Genomic DNA, 19,630 nt, shown 5'->3' on the forward strand with positions numbered 1-19,630 from the left:
TCGCCCTTTAGGGCGGGGTAGGTTTTAAGCCATATTTTTCATGGCAGAGCGGTGAAGAGAGCTGAGAAAGGCTTAAATAGCAGTGCGCGCCATACGGCGAGGCGGGTCAACCTACGTGCAAGATGGCCCCGGCGGGGGGACACCCCGCCACGATACCCGCCCCCACTAACCCCGAGGAGGGGTAACGGGCGAGACCCCCACGGTGGAAACCCCGCCCTTTAGGGCGGGGAGGGGGTCATCTCGCGCGACGTTAGCTGGGGATTACGCCGTTCCGATCTCGACGGCGTGGGGGTTTTCAAAATCGCCAGGAGTAGGGGCTGGAATGACGGCGTCGCCGGCTTCGTCTCTGCTGACGTATATATGAACCTCTTGACCCTGCCGACGGCTCTTCTGCCGCCTTTTCTTACTCTGCCGTATTTAACCTCGACACTCCAGAGCTCTCCGTCTACCTCCGCCACTAGGTCGACCTCGCCGTTGAGCTTCAGGTAGTAGAGCTTGTAGAGGCGAGCCAAGTGGGCCGCCACGGCGGCCTCCGCCATTTTCGCCTCGTCCGGCGGGACGGCGCCTACCCACTTGGAGAATGAGTGGTATATGAAGGGGTCTAGGAGGTAGAACTTCCTCAGCTTTCTGGGCATGGGGAGGCCCGTGTTTGGATCCACGGCTTCGACGGTCTTCAGCAGGTGGAGCTTCTCCAGGAGGCCGACGTAGCTAACCGCCGTCTTAACGGTGCCGACGCCGTAGTCATGCGAGATGGTGTGGAAGCTGAACTCCGAGGAGGCCCTCTCGATTATGGCCCGGGCCGTCAGCTTGAAGAACGTCTCGCTTCTCCGTAGCTTGTAGATATCGCTGGAGATGCTACCGACAAAATCAAACGCCATCTCCTGCGAAACGGCGCCTCTCGTGAAGAAGTCCCGAACCGCGTTGGGGAAGCCCCCTGCGGCGAGGAAGTATCTAAACAGCTCAAAGAGTCTCAGCAGTAGGCCGAGGTATCTGTGAAAGTTATCTGTCCTCGTCGAGGTCGACGGCGCTGTGGTGTAGACGTAGTGGGAGGGGAGGTCCGGCGCTTCTCTCTCAGCTCGTCGTACAGAGCTTTACGGAGCGAGACCTGCCCCGTCACCCCGTGCTCAAAGCCGTATTCGACGAACTCTTTGTACTTCTCCTCAAGCTCCTTTAGGAGGTACGCCAGCTCAGCCGCGGGCTGGGGACAGCGACGGTACGCATTACGACGTGTACGTTGTCCTTCTTTTCCTTCCCCTCGGCGTCTTTTCTGCTTGTCTTGCCCACGCCTTTCTTTAGCCCGCCCTCCTCTATACTTCCCTCCGCTTCCACGTAAAATTATTGTTTTTAAGCTCCTGCCGTGCTGTAGACGACGGAGACTACTCGGCGGCTCCTTTGAGGCCGCTTGCCGACAGCAAAATTCCTCCAATGAATGAACAACCCACGTAGAGCAACCTCCACCAGACTCGCGGCGGGGCCTCCAGAGACAGCCGGCCCATCGCGTACATCCCCCACACAGAGGCTACGGCAGAGTTTAGAGAACCCCGGAAAGAGTATGACGGATCTTAGCTCAGTCTAAAACCAGCGCTACGCCGGCGTTAAAAAGACGGCAGAGCCGCTGGGGTGCAGCAAGCCGGTTTGGCCAAAGCCCTAGTTTATCCGAAGCCAATAGTTAAACTTATAAATATGAGGTTTAACTTTACCGTGACAGAGCGCGGGACGTCGAGGGCTGTGCTCAGGGTCTATAAGAAGGGGATTGTGGCCCTGCCCAAGGCTCTAAGAGAGGAGGTGGGGATCAAAGAGGGCGAGGAGGTCGTGGCGGAGGTCGTGGGAGGAGCTATCGTGTTAAGGCCGCTCAAGCCCAGGGTGGTGGATGTAAGCCCCGAAGAGGTGGAAAACGCTGTCAAGGAGGAGAAGGAGGAGTGGGACAGAAGGCTAGATGCGCTTAGGAAAGAAGTTGGTACTTGACACAAGCGTACTAGTTGAGTACATCGTCGCCAAGTCCCCCTACAGGGGCCTCGTCGAAAGCATCTTTCAGAGAGCCGCAAGGGGGGAGCTAGAGCTCTACGTAAACGCCGTCACCCTAGCCGAGACGCTGTATGTCGCGTCAAGGATCTACAACACGGCTGGAGTGGAAGACCCCAACGGAGAGGCTAGAAACTTCGTGACGTGGGTCGCGAGAAGAGCCGATGTGCTAGACATAGACATACACACGTCGACCCTAGCCGGAGAGCTCAAAAAGAGGCTAAAGATAGCGCTCCCGGACTGCCTCGTGATAGCCACCGCCAAGAGGATCGGGGGCACGCCCCTCTTCAAGAAGATTGAAGCCGAGATGCGGGACGCCCTAGATGAGCTCCGTAGGCTAGGGACGGCATTCCTCGAAGAGCTCCGCTAAGCGGATCTCCCGCAGGGACATCCATCGTCGGCCCTCGTCAGCTATGCTTCGCACCTCTCCCACCTCCCTATCGCGACCCCTAGATCTACGCCGCACAGAAATCACAAACAGTTAGGAAACATAAAAAGGAAATGTCCCAACTGGATGGGAAACCATCCCGGTGCCCTCGGTGGCCGGCCGGTGGACGGGGTACGCCGGCGCTCAGACAGACGGCAGACGGGCGGAAGGCACGGCCAGCGCAACCTCAAGAGACATCGGCAGTGAGGCTGGCTAGGGATTTTGAACCTAGTGGAGAGCGTGGTTTAGTAAAGCATTCAGCAAGTCTTACACCGGCGCGGACTGACGCCGCTGGGGCGGCGGAGGGTAACAAGGAGGCGCCCACCGCCCCCTTTACGTGGTTGACAGATCGCGGGTATCCCCCATCTGAAGGCGCTTGGGTCTTCCCCGGTGGTCCCCGGGATCCGTGTGTTGCTGGGTCTGCGGGAGGCGCCACGGGGGTCTTGGCCTTAGGTCTGCCAGAGCGCTAGGCCGCCGAGGGGTGGCTAGGTCAACGCCCGAGTGTAGAGCCTGCGCTTGCCCAAGTGACGGCGGCTGAGAGTATGAACTCTAGGCTAGACCTGTAGAAGCGCTCCCTTTTGAGGACGTGGCCGAGCTCCACGGAGGCTATGGGCGCATCGTCGTAGACCTTCAGCCCCATGTGTCTCACCACCTCCTCCACATATGTCCCCAGGACGGCCCAGTACCTCTCCATGTAGTCCACGGGGAGGTCGTGGGGTAGCTCGGGCGAGGCCGGCTCCGGGACCCACTCCACCTCCGCCTCCACGCCGAGGGCATCCAGTATCGTCGTCGGAGAGGGGCTCGCCCTTCTCTACTGGTCTACCCCCGTACCCCAGAGACACCGCAGGTCTCCTCAAGTTTGCCAAGGCCTCCCAAAGAGGAGCTCTGACGTAGTCTTGCGGGGAGAGGATGCTCAAGGCCCACACGTCGTCAACCCAGCCCAAGCCGGGAGGTAGAACATAGGCCTCTAGAAGATCCTCTTGTTCCACAGCTGGGTGAACTCCTCGAGATCCTTCAAAACCTTTCCATAACAAGAGAAGGACATAAATACTTATAATGTTTCTATATCCCCTCGCCGCGCTGAAGCGTCTATAGACGTACTCCGGAAAACCCAAACCGACCCCACGCGCCGAAGCCCCAACGCGCAGGCTCTAACCTCTGAGCCGCGCCACCTTATCCGCCAGCTCCACGAGCTTTTCCAAGACCTCCTCCCTCTTTGCCCTCTCCCTTAGATAGGCCCAGTCGATTTGCTCCCACTGGGCGGCGAGCACGGCTGCCGCTCTTTCGCAGTCAGCTGGTGAATTCCGCAAAACGCAGGCGGCGAGACTTGAGACGACGGAGTCCTCAGGCGACTGAACGTAAAGCCTAGAGCCGCAGGCCCACAGCTCCTTCACCCTACCCAAGTATTCAAGACCGACGAGGTCTAGGTAAAGAGGGCTTGGCCCCTCCCACACTCTGGACACCCTCCGCCAACCCGCCGCGTTGGCCAACGCCGTGAAAACCTCCAAAGCGGCCTGGGGGTTATGCGTATCTAACACAAAGTCGACGTCTCCGGTCCTATATACTCCGCCGCTGTAGAGCTCCACGGCGAAGCCGCCTACGATTACAACTCGGCCAAGGCCCCTTCTCTCAAGCTCCGCGTTTAATCTGGCGAGGAAGGCCACTGCAGAGCTACAACTGTTCCTCGAGGACATAGGCCCCGTCTACGTACCTCGCCCGGTACCTCACATGCGGCTCCCAACTCCTAAGCGTGAAGACGTCCCTCGAGAGCCACAGGACGTTTCTACCAGCCCTAGCCGCCATTACCACGATCTTCTTCAGCCTCTCCTCGGCCACCTGCGGCGGAAACCTCCTCACCACGTCTCCTGCTACGCCCCGCCTTAAAACTTTTTACATCCACCAATCCTCACCCATGTGGAGCTCAAGCCCATATACTGTGCCCCCTTTGTTACACCGGCCTTCCCCGGGGGAGCTCGGGGCTCGCCCCCGCCGGACGCCCTGGTGGGCGGGGCGGAGACGAGGGGGCCCGGCCGTGCCCGGGCGTACGGGCTCGCTGGATGTAGCAATCGGCCGGTGCCCCAGGGCCGGTTGGTTCATGCGGAAGAATTAGTTACGAGGTTAAAAGTGTGGTGGTCGCCGAAAAAGCGGGTTGTTTCTGGAGTAGCTCCCAGTAACGCTTTTTAGCCCATATCAGTGGCACGTTGTCTCTGTTGTCGTTGAAGCCGCAGACGGGGCATTGCATCCGCCTGTTATTCAACTCTTCCATCTTCGCGCCACAGCGGGGGCAGACGGTCGAGTACAGTCTTTCCTCAAGGTAAGGCAATCCATACCACCGTGCAAGCGTTTGCAAGCGTCTCCTCAGCTGGCCCAACCCGTCTAGGAGGTGTTTCTTCTCTCCACTCCAGTTGCCCTCCTTGAGCTCTCGATATGTTTCGTCTTCCATTGTGTCCACCACGATTGCGGCTTGGTGTTCCCTTGCTAATTTTATGATTTCGCCAACGATGTCTTTAACGACACCTCTTATCTTCCTAAACCGTCTGGATTTAAGGTGACGCGCCCTCTCCTCGAGACGTCTCCTTCTGGCGGGGTCCGCCTCCCTAGCGGCTTGCTCGTCGAGACGGCTTATCTCCTCGTGGAGTCTCCTCAGCTCTCTCACCGCGTCTTCGTCTAGAAGTCTCAATGTCTGTCTCAGCTTTCCGTCCACGAGGAGACCCATCATGACTCCATGATCCAATCTGTTCACATCAACGGCAACAACGGCCTTTGGTTCCACTTGTTGAACTTTGCGGGCAAAGACGAGCGCTATGTAGAGCTTTCCGTAGGTCGGCTCCTTCTTGCCCTTCAGCCTTTCTATGCCCAAAAACGCCAGTTTGAGTCTGGCGCCCTCTTGTAGTCTCTCTCTTATCCAAGCAACGTTGCCCTTCTTCAGCTCGACGGCGAAAGGCGGTATGCCGGTTTTCCGTACTCTGAGGACGCCGCTCTTTAGGCCGACGAAGACGGCTCTGCCCGCGTCCCTCTCGTTCTCGATCCTAAGTTGGGCGTCAAGGGGAACCGCTCGCCAAAATGCCGTCTCGCGCCAAAACATCTTAGCTTGCTTTACGAAGTACCTCCCCAACCCGTATTTGGGGAACGCCACATCTATTATCTTGACAGCCAACTCCCTCCTGTCGGGAGTAAGCAAGCGGTCTATCTCCTCTGTCGTCAGCTTCGGCTCCCCTTGCCCCGTGATTTCTTTGAGCAATGTTTTGGCGTACTCTTCAACGGCCAAGTGCATCCTCGTCACTAGGTCTAGGACGTCCGGTCGCTCTTCGACGAGACGCCACGGGATTTTGATCTTCAGTACTCTGTAGACTTGGTTCATGTGCATACAAGGCGTAGGAGAGAAAAACTAGTTAAAGAAACTCTCTTTCAGCTCTTTCGACACACCTGCCTGACAGCGCCGCTGTCAGGCAGGTGAACCGAGGGAGTAGAAAGGACGCTTCTAACTTTTCCCCTACGCGCCACGTGTGGACATGGGCCAAACCCAATACCCCACTGTGAAACAGTTTGTAAAGTTAATCGAAACTTTGCGGAAGGAGGAGGGGCTTTCGGACAACGCGTTAATTGCGTTTGAGTCTCCTATAGTCGACGCGGGCGGCGGCGTGGATACGTATTACGACGTCTCCGCCGACGAGGTCGTGAAGTCGGAAGTTGTCGTCGGCAAAGACGGCTTGACGACGCCGTCCTCGGCAAGTACCGGTGGGACGGCAAAACCGCGGGGAGAGCTAGCTGAGAAGGTAAACACCATTGTGATAAGGGGCGGCGAGGTGGTGGCCTATGCCGAGGTCTTCTTCGGGAGGTTGCCCTACGGGCCCTGGGCGGAGCTCTTCAACCTGCGGGTCTTGGGTACGCCGGTAGAGGCGGAGCTGTACCGCCTATTCGCCAAGTACATGGAGGCGGAGGACCTGCTCTATGTGGAGTACCTGGACGATGGAAAGACCGCCCGCCAGCTGGCAACCGGCGTACCCCCGGGCGAGAGCAGGATGAGGCGGCTCCTGGAGAGTTGCGGCTTCAGGGTAGTGAGGGATTGGTACCGTTGGAGGGCACCCCCAAGCTCCGGGCCGTTAGGCTACCTAAGCCTCTCCCTGAGGTAGAGCCTTGCGATTATGGTGAAGGGGTGCCAGGGCGAGGCGGTGAAGGGCATGTATGAGTACTCGGCCTTGAACATATCCTCCACGGGCCTCCCCAGGAACTGGGTGGCTAAGTCCACCAGGCCGCCCACCGAGGGGGTCCGGCCCACTATCTGCATCCCCACCAGCCTGCCCTCCCTATCCACCACGGCCTTTAGGGTGACGTCTACGGCGCCCTTCATGTACCTCGCCTTGTCTGTCGCGGAAATAGAGATAGAGCTGCCGTAGATACCCCTCCTCCTTGCCTCCTCCTCGGTGAGCCCGGTGGATCCTATGTACATGTCGAGGAACTTGGTCACCGAGGCGCCGGCCACCGGCGGGAAGGAGATGGCCCTCCTCCCCAAACCGGCGTTTGTCCCAGCGACGTACCCCATCTTGTTGGCGTAGATGGCCAGCGGTATCCACACCGGCTCCCCCGTCACCGCGTGTCTCGCCTCGGCCACGTCGCCTGCGGCATAGACGGCGGGCGCCGCCGTCTCCATGTATTCGTTTACCTCCACAGCACCCGTCTGGCCCAGCCTCGCGCCGGCCCTCAGGGCGAGGTCGACGTTGGGCCTCACCCCCGTGGCGAGGAACACAACGTCGGCGGGGTAGCGGCCACCGTCGGTCTCCACGTACCTAGCCCTGCCCCCCTCACCCCCGATTTTCACAAGCCTCTCCCCCAGCCTCAGCTCCACCCTCTCCCCCATGTATCGAGCCACCACCGCGGACATGTCCGGATCAAGCGACTTGGCCAGAGGCCTGGGGCTCCCGTCTATGAGCACCACCCTTTTGCCCATCTGGGCCAAGACGTCGGCCATCTCCACCCCGATGTAGCCCGCCCCAACCACCGCCACGTCTCTAGCCCCCTGGAGGAGCCTCTTCGCCTTATCCACCACCTCCACCCCCCTCACCGGCAGAACCCCCTCCAGCTCCACCCCCTCCACCTCGGGCACCGCCGGTCGGGCCCCTGTGGCTATAACTAACGTATCGAACTTGAGAACCCCTTCTAACTTCCCCTCAAGATATACTCTATCTCCCAACACGTCCACGGCTCGGGTCTCTGTGTACACCTCCACTCCCCTCTCGCTTTCGAACTCCTCCTCGCTGTATAGCCAAATCTCTCCTTGGGTAAGGTCTCCAATGGCATATGGAATAGCGCAAGGGGCGTGTGTTATATATCTAGAGGCCTCTATGAGTATTACTCGACATTGAGGACACAGCCTCTTGGCCCTAGAGGCGGCGGTAGCTCCTGCCGTACCGCCGCCAATAACAACCATAGTTTTCATGACTTACATATGTATATTCCTATTTTAACTTTTTTAACATGATTATTCAGTAACTAAATCTTTAATTACTTTTTTTCCTTTGAGAGGTTCTATGAAAATTTCGTCTGTCTTTAAATCAGATATTTTAACAGTACAGGCAAGTCTCGGAACGCCGTTGATTACCATAGCACACGCGCCACAGACTCCCATGCGACATGCATATCTCATGGAGAGAGTACCGTCCAGTTTTTCTCTAATTAATAACAAGAGGTCAAGTATTGTGATATTTTCAGATATCTCCACTATGTAGCTCTGGTAATATTGTGCCCCATTCCTCCCCCTCTTGACGTGCACCTTGACCCTCATCAATATCTCCTTGTCTCCGGCATCCATCTGGTGATTTCCACTTTTGTCGTTGAGACGTGCAAAGTGTCGCCATATAGATAGTACACAGTGTGTACAAGCCAGTCGTCATCGCGCCTAGGGAAATCTAGACGGTAGTGAGCTCCTCTAGACTCTCGTCTCAAAAGGGCGCCTGTCAGCACGGCCTGGGCGGCGTATAACATGCCGTATAGCTCAAGTACTTCTCTCAATTCCATATTGTAAATCCTCCCCCCGTCTGTAATCCTTACCTCTTTTAACATATCAAACAGCTTATTAAGTCTTCGTAGAGCCTCAGAGGTAACGCTACCGTGTCTAACTATGCCAGCTCCCCTCTCCATGAGGTCTTGTAGCTTAGCTCTTAAGCTAAGCGGAGTCATACCCCCGTGTTCATTTTTTATGAGCTTCGCTATTCGCTCTTCCTCCTTCTGTATCTCTAGTCTTACGACAGTAGTGCTGAGGGCCGGCCTCCCCATTGCGTAGACAGCCGCCTCTTCTCCCACAATCCTCCCCCAGACGGCGCACTCAGTTAGGGAGTTGGAGCCCAGTCTGTTAGCCCCGTGTACGCCGGTAGAGGCGGCTTCCCCAGCCGCCCAGAGACCCCGGATCCACTCACCCCTGTGGTTCAGCACCCTCCCCCGGACGTCTGTATATATTCCGCCCATGAAGTAGTGGACGGCCGGCCTCACGGGTATCAACTCCGTGGTTGGATCAACCCCGGCATAGGTCTTAGAGAGCTCCAGGAGGAGGGGTAGCCTCTCCTCTAGTCTCTTCCTATCTATGTGCCTAACGTCGAGACCTACGTAGCAGAGGCCCGACTCGTGGAGGAACCCCCTACCCTCCATGCACTCGGTGATTATTGCCCTAGACACTACGTCCCTCGGCGCCAGCTCCATCTTCTCGGGGGCGTACCTCTTCATGAACCTCTCGCCGTGTCTATTCACGAGGTAGCCCCCCTCGGCCCTGGCGGCCTCGCTTATCAATATGCCGCTTGGGACCAGCGCCGTGGGGTGCCACTGGACAAACTCCATATCTCTCAGCGCCGCGCCTGCCTTAAGCGCGTAGCCCAGAACCTCGCCCGTGTTTAGCCACCCCATGGTGGTCATACGGTAGAGTCTCCCCGCGCCCCCTGCCGCGATGACGCCGGCCTTGGCCACAAACCCCACCAGCTCTCCCCTCCTCATGTCTAACGCCACCAGGCCGTAGAAGACGTCGTTTTTCACCACTAGCGTCGTGACAAAGTACTCTTCGTAAAAATGGATATTGTGGAAAGACTTGGCATATCTATACAGCGCTGTCATTATGTAGAATCCTGTCCTATCCTTTGCAAAGACTGTCCTAGGCTTAGACATACCGCCGAACATCCTCAGACTGTAGGTTCCATCGGGGTCTCTGCTCCAGGGCACCCCGATGGAGTCCAGGAACTTAACCTCGGCGGGGGCCTCCCTCGCCAGCACTATAGCCGCCTCTTGATCTACCAGGAAGTCCCCGCCCTTCACGGTGTCATAGGCGTGGAGCTCCGGGCTGTCGCCGGTCTTCTCCGGGTGTACCACCGCTGCCATCCCGCCCTCGGCGGAGATGCTGTGGGACCGGGGGCCCGAGGTCTTGGTGACCACGGCCACCGAGACCCCCCGGAGGGCTGCGGCAACTGCTGCTCTCAGTCCAGCTAGGCCGCTGCCTATTACCACTACGTCATATATAAGTAAATCCATACATATGCTTATTTTTATGGTTTAAATCGATTTTTTATAATTACAAAAAATGAAGAAAATGTTAATTTTCTATAATCTAGTTTTTATAACTTTTCTATCTCAGACTTCCTATGCAGTTCGGACGCCCCTGGTGGCTCGGGACCCCTCATTCTAGCTAGTCTCCTTGCTATCGTCTCGGCTCCTTGGAAGTCATATAACCTTGAGAAGACTATCTTCTGCGCCGCGGGAGACCCTGCGCCGTGGACTGACTCTATGAGGAAGCCCACACTGATACTTACGTTCTCCAGTAGTCTGAGCATCCTAAGCCTATCCTCTGCCGTGAACTCCGGCACGCCCTGGAGGTATTTTTCAACGAGGTGTTTAATCTCGGAATTCTTGAGGTCGAACTCGCTAGGCGCCGTCCCGATTATGCCGCCTGCAATGTCATGTGCTAGCCTTGCTATTTCATAAGGGAACCTAGACACCAAGTGTTTCGTGACGTTGGCATACATCGGGTTTACCCACCAGCCACCGTCTTTCAGTAGCTTCTTCCCCTCCCAGCTGGCGGCGAGACCGGCGCTGTACATGCTCTCGTTTAGAAACACCATCTCGGTCAACTTATCCACGATGTTGGGCTTGTCAGCGACGCCGATCTGCTTCGCCAGGTTGTAGGCCGCCCCTATGATCACGTCGCCCAGCCCCGACTTACATCCGGCGTAGCCCTGGCGGTGGAAGGCGGAAAAGACCTCCACCAGCGGGCCCGCCCACTGCCACTCCTGGTAGAGGAAGACCCGGTCCCAGGGCACGAACACGTCCTCGAATATTATGAGGCCCTCGTGGTGGGACATATACGGCAACCCGTCGATGTCGCCCTCGGCCTTCCTCACGTCGTTTATCTGCCTACCCACTACGACCGTGACGCCGGGGCTGTCCAGCGGCACGGCGAAGGCCACAGCGTAGGGGGCATCCTTCTCAGTCATAGCCCTGGTGGGCATCACGATCACCTCGTCGACTAGGGCTACGCCGGTGATGTTGGCCTTCGCCCCTCTGACGATTATGCCGTCGTCTCTCTCCTCCACCACTCTGACGTAGGCGTCTGGGTTAGGTTGCTCGTGGGGTCTCAGAGACCTCACGCCTCTCGCGTCTGTCATAGCCCCGGCCAGCGCAAGGTCCCGTCTTTGAACCTCCTCTAAATATTGAAAGAAGCGCTCTCTGTAAATCGGCTTACCCTTCTCGGCCATCTTCCCAGTGATTATGTATAGCGTATTTAACGCGTCCCACCCGACGCACCTCTGGAAGCATGTCCCAGTCTTGTGGCTGAGGGCTCTGAGCAACTTGACCTTAGCCACAAGGTCTTGGGGGCCCTGGTGTATGTGTACAAACCTGTTTATCTCCTCGTTTATAAAGGGGCTGTAGGCCCTGGCCAAGTCGCGGGTGTCCTCCTGGAATGCGGCATCGAAGGTAGCCTTAAAGGAGAGGAGAGACGGCTTTAGAAAGAGATTTGTTGTCACGTCTTCAACTCTCTTGCCCATAACATATACCTTTACATGTCTCCTATTTCGAAGACCTTCGACGTATTGTTCCCCTGTACGTAGCCCCATGCCATTGCGGCAAGAGCCATATATAAAGTTTCTAAGAAACTTTATAATATTAAATAATTATAAAAATTTTCACATTTATATTATATCAGAAAAATTATTAAAAGACTATGGAAAGAAACTGTGATGAAAGATGTAAAAGATTTAATTGTTATAGTTAATCCAGCTACAGAGGAGGTAATCGCCGAGCTTCCCAAAGCTACGAGAGAAGACGTGAGAAGGGCCATAGATGCGGCGTGGGACGCCTTCGCCAGCTGGTCGGCCCTACCGCTGAGGAAGAGGACCCGCGTCTTGCTGAAGACCGCCGAGCTTGCCGAGACCGCCAGGGAGGACCTCCTCAAGACCCTGGTGGCGGAGTCCGGGAAGCCCATTAAAGACGCCGAGGCGGAGATCACGAGGGCAATAGAAATCTTCCGCTCCAGCGCGGAAGAGGCCAAGCTGATCCTAGAGGGGTCGGTCCCCAGGGTAGACGCCTACGAGTACCCTATCGGCAACGAAAACAGACTCGTGGTGGCCGTGAGAGAGCCCGTGGGCGTCGTCGGGGGGGCCCTCAGCTACAACAACCCCGTCTCCACTTTCGCCCACAAGGTGGCCCCCGTCATCGCGGCGGGGAACACAGTCGTCGTGAAGCCTTCCTCCTACACCCCCCTCACCGCCCTTAAATTCCTGGAGATTATGAAGAGGGCTGGGGTGCCCGAGGGCGTGGTAAACGTAGTTGTAGGCAGCGGGGAGGAGATCTTCGATGAGCTTATCCAGAGCGACAAGGTCGCTGGGATAAACTTCACCGGCAGCACCGCGGTGGGGCTACAAGTGGCAGCTAAGGCCGCCTCCAGGGGGAAGAAGTTCATGATAGCACCCGGAGGTTCCGACCCGGCCGTGGTGTTTAAAGACGCCGATTTAGACGCCGCGGCTAAGATCATCGCCAGAGCCCGGTACGAAAACGCGGGCCAGAACTGCAACGCCACCAAGAGGGTTTTCGTGGAGCGGGAGGTCTACCCCAAGTTCGTAGAGCTCCTCCTCGGCTATGTGAAAGCCATAAGAGTAGGCGACCCCATGGACTACAGCACAGACATGGGTCCCCTCATCTCCGAAAAGATGGTGAGGGCCATGGACAGCGTAGTGAAAGACGCCCTCGAGAAAGGCGCCAAACTGGCGGCGGGGGGCAGGAGGATGAACAGGAGGGGCTACTTCTACGAGCCCACCGTCCTCCTCTTCGACGGCGACGCCGAGGCTAAGGCGCTTAGGGAGGAGGTCTTCGGGCCGGTTCTGCCCGTGGTGCCCTTCGAGGGGGAGGAGGAGGCCGTCCGCCTCGCCAACGCCACCCAGTACGGCCTACAGTCTGCTGTCTTCACCTCGGACTACAGGAAGGCGCTTAGGGTGGCGAGAGCCATAAAGGCGGGGGCGGTCATGATAAACGACAGCACCAGGGTGAGGTTCGACGCTCTTCCTTACGGCGGCGTTAAGATGTCGGGCTTCGGCTGGAGAGAGGGCGTGAGGTCGACCATGATCTACTACACAGAGCCCAAGTTCCTCGTCTTCGGGCTTTGATATGTCCGCGGAGTTCATAGAGGTATACAAGAAGTCGCTGGAGGACCCCATCGGCTTCTGGGAGAAGCAGGCGGAGAGACTGTACTGGAGGGAGAGGTGGAAGAAGACCTACGACGACTCCAACCCCCCCTTCTACAGGTGGTTCGTAGGCGGCAAGACCAACATCTCCTACAACGCCCTAGATAGGCACGTTAAAGGCGGGAGGGCCAACAAGGCGGCGTTGATCTGGGTCTCGGCGGACGGCGCCACCAGGGTGCTCAGGTACTGGGACCTCTACAGAGAGGTCAATCGTTTTGCCGTGTTTTTGAAGAGCCTCGGCGTAGAGCGGGGCGACAGAGTGGCGATATACATGCCGATGATACCCGAGGCCATGGTGGCGATGTTGGCCGTGAACAGAATTGGGGCGGTGCACACAGTGATCTTCTCAGGCTTCGGCCCCCAGGCGCTCGCCGAGAGGATAAAAGACGCCGAGGCCAAGGTGGTGATTACGGCAGACGGCATGAGGAGACGCGGCAGGGTGATCCCCCTGAAGCCCACCGTAGACGAGGCGCTGAAGATTGTGGGCAACGACATATTCACGGTGGTGTACAAACACACGGGGGTCGAGGTCCCCATGAAGCAGGGCAGAGACCTCTGGTGGCAAGAGGAGATAGCCAAGATCCCCCCAAACACCTACATAGAGCCCGAGTGGGTGCCCGGGGAGGCGCCGCTCTTCATACTGTACACATCAGGCACAACCGGCAAGCCGAAGGGCATACTCCACTTACACGGCCAGTATATGGTGTGGGTATGGTACGCCTTCAACCACCTCACCGGAGCCGAGAGGGAGTTCAGAGAGGACATAGTCTTCTTCTCCACAGCCGACATAGGCTGGATCTCCGGCCACCACTACGGCGTCCACGGCCCCCTCCTCAACGGCCTGACCGTGCTATGGTACGAGGACGCCCCCGACTACCCCCACCCCGGCATCTGGTGGGAAATCGCCGACACCTACAAGGTCACACACATGTTGTTCTCCCCCACGGCCATCAGGCTGTTGATGAAATACGGCGACGAGTGGCCTAGGAGGTACAAGCTAGACAGCCTAATGGCCCTCTACTCCACCGGCGAGGTCCTCAACGAAGAGGCATACAACTGGATGAGGCGGGAGATATGTAGGGGGAGGTCCGACTGCCAGATAGCCGACATATGGGGCCAGACCGAGACCGCTTGCTTCGTCACAGCCCCCGGCTCCATGAACCTAGGCGGCTTCCGCTACAAATACGGCTCGGTGGGCATGCCCTACCCCACCCTTAACCTACAGATCCTAGACGACGACGGGAAGCCGCTTCCGCCCGGCGCCAAGGGACACGTGGTGGCCAAGCCGCCGCTGCCCCCCGCCTTCTTACACACGCTGTGGCGCGACCCGGAGAGATACGTCAAGTCCTATTGGTCCCGCTTCCCCGGCTACTACTACACTGGCGACCTCGGCTACATAGACCAAGACGGGCACCTCCACATAATGGGCCGCTCCGACGACGTGATAAAGGTGGCCGGCCACAGGCTCTCCACCAGGGAGGTGGAGGACATACTCACCAGTCACCCCGCCGTCGCCGAGGCCGCCGTGGTGGGCGTGCCAGATGAAGTCAGAGGCGAGGTGCTGGGGGTCTTCGTGGTGCCCAAACAAGGCATGAAAATCACGGAAGAGGAGGTGGTTAAACACCTCAGGAACTCCCTTGGCCCCGTCGCCGTAGTTGGAAAAGTCGTGATACTGGATAAGCTCCCCAAGACCAGGACAGGCAAGGTCATGAGGAGAGTGCTGAGGGCTATGGCCACCGGGCAACCCGTGGGCGACCTAAGCACCCTAGAAGACGAGGAGGCCCTTGAGGAGCTAAGGAAAAAACTCAGCTAAACCCCGCCAAACGTCTTTAACACGAATTTTTGAAAATACGTGTATGCCTTTCCCAACCTGTTTCTAGGTCGTTAAACAGGGTAGGCCCCAGGGGGACCGGCCTGGGGGGGGGGGGGGGGGAAGCGTTAGGGTACGACTAGAGGCCTTATGGCTTTGCCGCTTCTCAACGCCTCAACCGCCTGGTTTATCTCCTCCAGTCTATAGGTGGGGCCGGCCAGTTTCTCCGGCTTTAGAAGACCCCTCTTCACCATGTCCACAACCGCCGGCAGATCTACCCTCGGCCTAGCGCCGTAGCTCCCCACTATCTGGATCCCCCCACGCACCACCCTGGCGAGGCCCAGGGGGGTCTTGTGGCCAACCGGCATGAGGCCCACCAGCACCACCCTCCCGCCGAGCGCGGCCATGTCCACGGCCATCTGTATCGTGTCGTCGTTGCCGACGGCCTCCACCACGACGTCTGCCCCCCTGCCCTCCGTCAAATCTCTCACGGCCTTGACCGGGTCTCCCTCCCTCGTGTTCACCACCTCCGCCCCCAGCTCCGCCGCCACCTTCAGCTTGTCGGGGTTGCGGCCTACGGCGATGACCCTCGCCCCCACGGCCTTGGCCACCTGCACCGCCGAGAGCCCCACGCCCCCTGTCCCCACCACCACAACGGTGTCGCCGGGAGAGACTGAGCCGGAGTTCACCACGGCGCCGTACGCCGTCAAAAAGGCGCAGCCCAACATGGCGAGCTCCTGCCTCCCCCTAAGCCCCTCGGGGAGCTTAGCCACCGCTGTGGCGGGCACCACCGACGCCTCGGCCCATGTGCCGCCGAGAAACGCCCTCACCTCCTCGCCGCTCCTCTTCCTAAGTCTTGTAGTGCCGTCTAGAAGCGTCCCCTTTAGCCTAACCTGGGCAAAGGTCTCGCAGAGGTTCTCCCTCCCCCTTACGCAGTTTCTACAGCGGCCGCAGGGCCAGACGAAGCTCGTCACCACCCAGTCGCCCGGCTGCAAGTTTTTCACCCCCGGCCCCACCTCCTCCACCACGCCCACGGCCTCGTGGCCGGAGACCACCGGGGTGGGCACGGGGGTGGCCCCCTCTAGCACGTAGAGGTCGCTGTGACAAACACCTGCCGACTTTATCCTAACTAGAACCTCTCCCTCTTTTGGCTTTTCTATGTCTATATCCTCTATTACCAACGGAGTGTTGTATTGAAACAATACCGCCGCCTTCATAATGCGCAGTTTATTTAGTTTTAAAATTTTTACAATTTAAATTATAAATATAGATGTATATATTAGGTAAACACTTATAAACTAGGCTAGTCGGGCAGATAATGATCCCCCGCCTAATGTGTACACAACATCCAGATGCTACAGTTAAAGTAACAGCAAATGAAGAAGTTGACGAAGCACTTGTGGCATATACCGCATATGGATGCGACGAAGTTATGATAGACTACGAGGGGAAGACCACCCCCTATTCACAGCCTAAGGATATTACTGTAAAGGCGTATGAGGCCGGCCTTCCACTCGGCGAGAAGTTCTTCTTAACTCCACGTATGCCAAATCCACGGCTGGAGGAATTTGAAAGATCGATGCTTACCCTCGAGGCGGCGATACTTGCCAACTACTTCTCTGTAAAACTTATGGGTAGACAAGCAATTAGATGGATAGTTCTGCCAATGGTAACGGATATCGAGACTCTCGGGCTGGTTTATAGGATGTTGCTACATAAGACAGAAGCTTATATAAAAGAAACTGGGGTAAAGCTAGAGCCCCCCGAGCTCATACCGTTGATAGAAGACGCAATTGCACAACTTAAGGCAGATGAGCTAATCAGCGGCTTGTTAAAACAAATGGCGCAACAGCCGCAGTATATAAGGCTTTTCCTCGGGAAGTCGGACTCTGCCGTTAGACACGGCCATTTAGCTTCTGCACTAGCTATAGTGGCAACACTTTCAAAAATGAGAAGTGTTGAAAAATCGCTAGGGATAAAGATCTACCCCATCTTAGGCATGGGATCTCCGCCTTTTAGAGGCGGGATAAACAACCCATCTCTTTCACACCTAGAAACTATACAGTACGTAGGATATTACACAGTCACTGTTCAATCTGCTGTGAGATACGACACGTCATATGATGAATACATCAAGGTGAGAGAGACTATACTAAATGCGTGTTGTCTTCCGAGTAGAGAGATAAACCTCCCCGAGCTAGAGGAGATAATTACAAAGGCATCATCTACATATAAGTCTGTTGTTGTAAAATTTGCAGACAGAATCGTACAGATGGCGAGGCTAATCCCTGGGACTAGAGATAGAATAAGTTGGACCGTATATGGCAGAAATATCACTGCAGAAGATAGAGTTGTAAATATGCCGAGGGCTATCGTCTATACATCTGCTTGGTACGCCATGGGTCTACCCCCGACATTTCTAGACGCGCCAACTGTCGTAGAACTTGCTAAATCTGATAAATTAGATCTAGTTCTCAAAGCACTTCCGTCGTTAAGAAGAGAGTGGGAATATGACGCTCAATTTTACGACCCACAAGTGGCGTCTAGATATACGTCTGAAGATTTTGTAAAAGTAGTAAATGAAATGCTTGATTACCTCGGGATAAACCTCAGGGCCAACGGCACCTATCTCTCGCTTCTTAGAATGAATCGCAATGAGTCAAATATCTTGGCAATGGGTAAATATAGGAAATTTCTAGGCTAGATATGGGCGATAGAGTAAAATATTACATCAAGCGAGAGCCTATAACGGTCCCCCCTGGGACTACTCTGAAAGAGGCCGTAGAGATTATGGCCCGGAACAATATAGGTCTCGTAGTTATTGTCGACCAATCTAGGAGGCCTATAGGCGTTTTGTCTGAACGTGATGTAATAAGAGCTCTGGCAGCTGGGAAGTCCTTAAATACCCCAGTAGAAGAGGTTGGGACCATTGGAAATTTACTTACTGTGAGAAAAGACGACGATATATACACGGCGGTTAAAGCTATGCGAAGCCGTGGAATACGCCACATAATTGTTGTTAACGAAGATGGCACTATAGCCGGCGTGTTGTCAATAAGAGACATCGTAGAAGACCGCGCGTTAAAAGCTATTGGCGATAAGATATGGTGGCCTCCGCCAGAAGAGTAATTGAATTAATAAGACGAGAGCCAATAGTTGCGTTGCCAACAGAAACATTAGTGGGTGTTGCAGAAAAAATGGCAGAGAACAACATAGGCGCTGTAGTAGTAATCAGTCCGCAAGACCCCAAGAAGCCTGTGGGGATTATCACAGAGCGCGATATTGTAAAAGCAGTAAGTATGCACATGCCCCTCTCCACGCCAGTAGAGGCCTTTGCTACAAATAGACTAATTACGATAGACGAAAACGAAACTGTGGAAAAAGCCGCCGAGCTTATGCTTATGTATAACATTAGACATCTCGTCGTTGTCGACAACGTCGGAAGGTTGAGGGGCGTGATATCTATAAGAGATGTGCTGAAAGCACTATATGGCAAAGAGTTATTACACAGATGAAAAGCAAAGAGACGTAGGGAAGTGGCTAGTCTTGTACAAATAAAACGAAATATTTAAACACGCTGGATTCTATAGAAAACAAGACGGTTAGTCGCCAGACGGAAAAATTTCAACAGGCTCTTCGTACTCTGCTAGACTTTTTAAAACCTCCCGCTCTCTAATCAGATCTCTAATTGATATCACTCCGTACAGCCGCCCTTCTTTAGTTACTACTATATGTCTCACGTTGAAAACTCGCATTTTTCTAGCGACGTTTTGGATAGGCTCTTCGACGTCTGCTGTAATTACAGGAGTAGACATGATCTTCTCTACTGGCTCTAAGGGATTGATATTTAAAGCCACGGCTTTGACTATATCTCGTTCGCTAACAACGCCGATTATATGTGAATAATCCAGAGGGTCTACAATCACGACTAGCCCTACGTTTTTCTCTGCCATAACTCTCGCCGCATCTCTAATAGACGCCTTGTTTATTAAAATGACGGGAGGTCTTTTTGCAAGATCTCCAGCTTTCATACTGTCTACACTTTTTGCCAAATTTAAATATTTTTATAAAGTAATTATAATTTAAGTTTTTACACTAACTCGTTTAGACTAAGAGAAAGACCTAGAAACTCTGCTATCTTAATATCCGCCTTTACATCCTCTATTTTAAAGGCCTGTATTATATAGGCGCCGATCATGTCTTGAGTATAGCGGCTCTGGGGCTTGAGGAGGTGGTAGATGGGCTTCCTTGGGGGCCACCTTATCTTGGACACGTCTATTGTCTCGACGGTGATTCTGGCGTGGGGAAAGAGAGTTCTGAGGATGGCGACCTGCGTCTCCACGTGTAGTCTCTCCAGCTCCTCTAGGTCGGCGGGGCGGCGGCCTCTGTACTGAGACACCAACGCCTCCTCCACCTGGGGGTCGGCGGGCTGACCCTGGGATAGGGCCGAGTACACAAGCTTTAGGGCGGCGCAGTCGGTGTGCGGTAGGTAGAGCACCTCCTGGACCGGGAGCCCCGCGAGCGACCTCGCCACGCCTCTTACGTTGGCGCCGGCGGTTCTAATCACGAGGTCGCCTGGGCGAACCCTCCTGAGGACCTCCTCGCTTAGGCGGTAGTCCATACAAGTAATTAGCAGGCACATGGAAAAATTCTAACGTT

Annotated in this window: 21 protein-coding genes; 8 read left to right on the plus strand and 13 right to left on the minus strand. The window is 55.8% G+C overall.

Features of this window, described 5'->3' with window-relative positions:
* Positions 1–218: 218 nt before the first annotated feature.
* Both PISL_RS01225 and PISL_RS11155 read right to left on the minus strand, forming a co-directional pair.
* Positions 219–878 (minus strand): DUF4143 domain-containing protein, encoded by a 660-nt coding sequence (locus PISL_RS01225; RefSeq protein WP_011761994.1) that lies wholly within the window; start codon positions 876–878, stop codon positions 219–221.
* A gap of 292 nt (positions 879–1,170) precedes the next feature.
* A complete protein-coding gene (locus PISL_RS11155) occupies positions 1,171–1,329 on the minus strand; it encodes a hypothetical protein (RefSeq protein ID WP_209319999.1) in 159 nt (52 codons plus the stop codon).
* A 354-nt stretch (positions 1,330–1,683) separates the two neighbouring features.
* Between PISL_RS11155 and PISL_RS01230 the strand changes: the two genes are divergently transcribed.
* Both PISL_RS01230 and PISL_RS01235 read left to right on the plus strand, forming a co-directional pair.
* Positions 1,684–1,965 carry an AbrB/MazE/SpoVT family DNA-binding domain-containing protein gene (locus tag PISL_RS01230; protein ID WP_053240527.1) on the plus strand — a complete coding sequence of 94 codons (282 nt, stop codon included), beginning with the start codon at positions 1,684–1,686 and terminating at the stop codon, positions 1,963–1,965.
* Complete coding sequence (locus tag PISL_RS01235; protein ID WP_011761996.1) at positions 1,937–2,392, plus strand: type II toxin-antitoxin system VapC family toxin; 456 nt, start codon at positions 1,937–1,939, stop codon at positions 2,390–2,392. The genes PISL_RS01230 and PISL_RS01235 overlap by 29 nt, the downstream gene beginning before the upstream one ends.
* Positions 2,393–2,939: 547 nt before the next feature.
* Here the strand turns inward: PISL_RS01235 and PISL_RS01245 are convergent.
* From PISL_RS01245 to PISL_RS01265, 4 genes are all read right to left on the minus strand, one after another.
* Positions 2,940–3,215 carry a hypothetical protein gene (locus tag PISL_RS01245; RefSeq protein WP_011761997.1) on the minus strand — a complete coding sequence of 92 codons (276 nt, stop codon included), beginning with the start codon at positions 3,213–3,215 and terminating at the stop codon, positions 2,940–2,942.
* Positions 3,216–3,600: 385 nt separating this feature from the next.
* Positions 3,601–4,143, minus strand: a complete 543-nt coding sequence (locus PISL_RS01250) for a nucleotidyltransferase (protein WP_011761998.1) — start codon at positions 4,141–4,143, stop codon at positions 3,601–3,603.
* Positions 4,121–4,309, minus strand: a complete 189-nt coding sequence (locus PISL_RS01255; RefSeq protein ID WP_053240249.1) for a hypothetical protein — start codon at positions 4,307–4,309, stop codon at positions 4,121–4,123. Before PISL_RS01255 ends, PISL_RS01250 begins: the two co-directional genes overlap by 23 nt.
* Positions 4,310–4,559: 250 nt before the next feature.
* Positions 4,560–5,810 carry a zinc ribbon domain-containing protein gene (locus PISL_RS01265; protein WP_053240251.1) on the minus strand — a complete coding sequence of 417 codons (1,251 nt, stop codon included), beginning with the start codon at positions 5,808–5,810 and terminating at the stop codon, positions 4,560–4,562.
* A 205-nt stretch (positions 5,811–6,015) separates the two neighbouring features.
* Here PISL_RS01265 and PISL_RS01270 point away from each other — a divergent pair, with 205 nt between their 5' ends.
* On the plus strand, positions 6,016–6,582 hold the full coding sequence (locus PISL_RS01270; protein WP_245218415.1) for a DUF1122 family protein: 567 nt from the start codon (positions 6,016–6,018) through the stop codon (positions 6,580–6,582).
* Here the strand turns inward: PISL_RS01270 and PISL_RS01275 are convergent.
* The 4 genes from PISL_RS01275 to PISL_RS01290 form a co-directional block, all read right to left on the minus strand.
* A complete protein-coding gene (locus PISL_RS01275; protein WP_011762002.1) occupies positions 6,558–7,886 on the minus strand; it encodes an FAD-dependent oxidoreductase in 1,329 nt (442 codons plus the stop codon). The two genes, PISL_RS01270 and PISL_RS01275, sit on opposite strands and share 25 nt — an antisense overlap.
* Positions 7,887–7,928: 42 nt before the next feature.
* Positions 7,929–8,231, minus strand: coding sequence for a 2Fe-2S iron-sulfur cluster-binding protein (locus tag PISL_RS01280; protein WP_011762003.1), 303 nt, complete (start codon positions 8,229–8,231; stop codon positions 7,929–7,931).
* Positions 8,231–9,958 carry a succinate dehydrogenase/fumarate reductase flavoprotein subunit gene (locus tag PISL_RS01285; RefSeq protein WP_011762004.1) on the minus strand — a complete coding sequence of 576 codons (1,728 nt, stop codon included), beginning with the start codon at positions 9,956–9,958 and terminating at the stop codon, positions 8,231–8,233. The genes PISL_RS01280 and PISL_RS01285 overlap by 1 nt, the downstream gene beginning before the upstream one ends.
* A gap of 83 nt (positions 9,959–10,041) precedes the next feature.
* Positions 10,042–11,538: a 4-hydroxyphenylacetate 3-hydroxylase family protein gene (locus PISL_RS01290; RefSeq protein WP_011762005.1), complete on the minus strand. Its 1,497-nt coding sequence runs from the start codon at positions 11,536–11,538 to the stop codon at positions 10,042–10,044.
* A gap of 123 nt (positions 11,539–11,661) precedes the next feature.
* Between PISL_RS01290 and PISL_RS01295 the strand changes: the two genes are divergently transcribed.
* Together PISL_RS01295 and PISL_RS01300 are read left to right on the plus strand one after the other, a co-directional pair.
* Positions 11,662–13,083 (plus strand): aldehyde dehydrogenase family protein, encoded by a 1,422-nt coding sequence (locus PISL_RS01295; protein ID WP_011762006.1) that lies wholly within the window; start codon positions 11,662–11,664, stop codon positions 13,081–13,083.
* A 1-nt stretch (position 13,084) separates the two neighbouring features.
* The gene (locus PISL_RS01300) at positions 13,085–14,974 is read left to right on the plus strand and encodes an acetate--CoA ligase (protein WP_011762007.1); all 1,890 of its coding nucleotides are present in this window, start codon (positions 13,085–13,087) and stop codon (positions 14,972–14,974) included.
* Between the two features lie 125 nt (positions 14,975–15,099).
* Here PISL_RS01300 and PISL_RS01305 read toward each other — a convergent pair whose 3' ends face one another.
* Complete coding sequence (locus PISL_RS01305) at positions 15,100–16,188, minus strand: zinc-binding dehydrogenase (RefSeq protein ID WP_011762008.1); 1,089 nt, start codon at positions 16,186–16,188, stop codon at positions 15,100–15,102.
* A 101-nt stretch (positions 16,189–16,289) separates the two neighbouring features.
* On the opposite strand from PISL_RS01305, the gene ppcA reads away from it, so the two are divergent.
* The 3 genes from ppcA to PISL_RS01320 are packed head-to-tail and all read left to right on the plus strand — an operon-like array spanning position 16,290 to position 18,486.
* Positions 16,290–17,675, plus strand: a complete 1,386-nt coding sequence (ppcA, locus tag PISL_RS01310; RefSeq protein WP_011762009.1) for a phosphoenolpyruvate carboxylase — start codon at positions 16,290–16,292, stop codon at positions 17,673–17,675.
* Positions 17,676–17,677: 2 nt separating this feature from the next.
* Positions 17,678–18,100, plus strand: a complete 423-nt coding sequence (locus PISL_RS01315; protein ID WP_011762010.1) for a CBS domain-containing protein — start codon at positions 17,678–17,680, stop codon at positions 18,098–18,100.
* Positions 18,076–18,486 carry a CBS domain-containing protein gene (locus PISL_RS01320; RefSeq protein WP_011762011.1) on the plus strand — a complete coding sequence of 137 codons (411 nt, stop codon included), beginning with the start codon at positions 18,076–18,078 and terminating at the stop codon, positions 18,484–18,486. The genes PISL_RS01315 and PISL_RS01320 overlap by 25 nt, the downstream gene beginning before the upstream one ends.
* Before the next feature lie 87 nt (positions 18,487–18,573).
* On the opposite strand, the gene PISL_RS01325 is transcribed toward PISL_RS01320, so the two are convergent.
* On the minus strand, positions 18,574–19,002 hold the full coding sequence (locus tag PISL_RS01325) for a CBS domain-containing protein (RefSeq protein ID WP_011762012.1): 429 nt from the start codon (positions 19,000–19,002) through the stop codon (positions 18,574–18,576).
* A 59-nt stretch (positions 19,003–19,061) separates the two neighbouring features.
* On the minus strand, positions 19,062–19,613 hold the full coding sequence (locus tag PISL_RS01330) for a carbonic anhydrase (RefSeq protein ID WP_011762013.1): 552 nt from the start codon (positions 19,611–19,613) through the stop codon (positions 19,062–19,064).
* Positions 19,614–19,630 lie beyond the last annotated feature (17 nt).

Source organism: Pyrobaculum islandicum DSM 4184, from assembly GCF_000015205.1.
In the GTDB taxonomy this organism is placed as follows: domain Archaea; phylum Thermoproteota; class Thermoprotei; order Thermoproteales; family Thermoproteaceae; genus Pyrobaculum; species Pyrobaculum islandicum.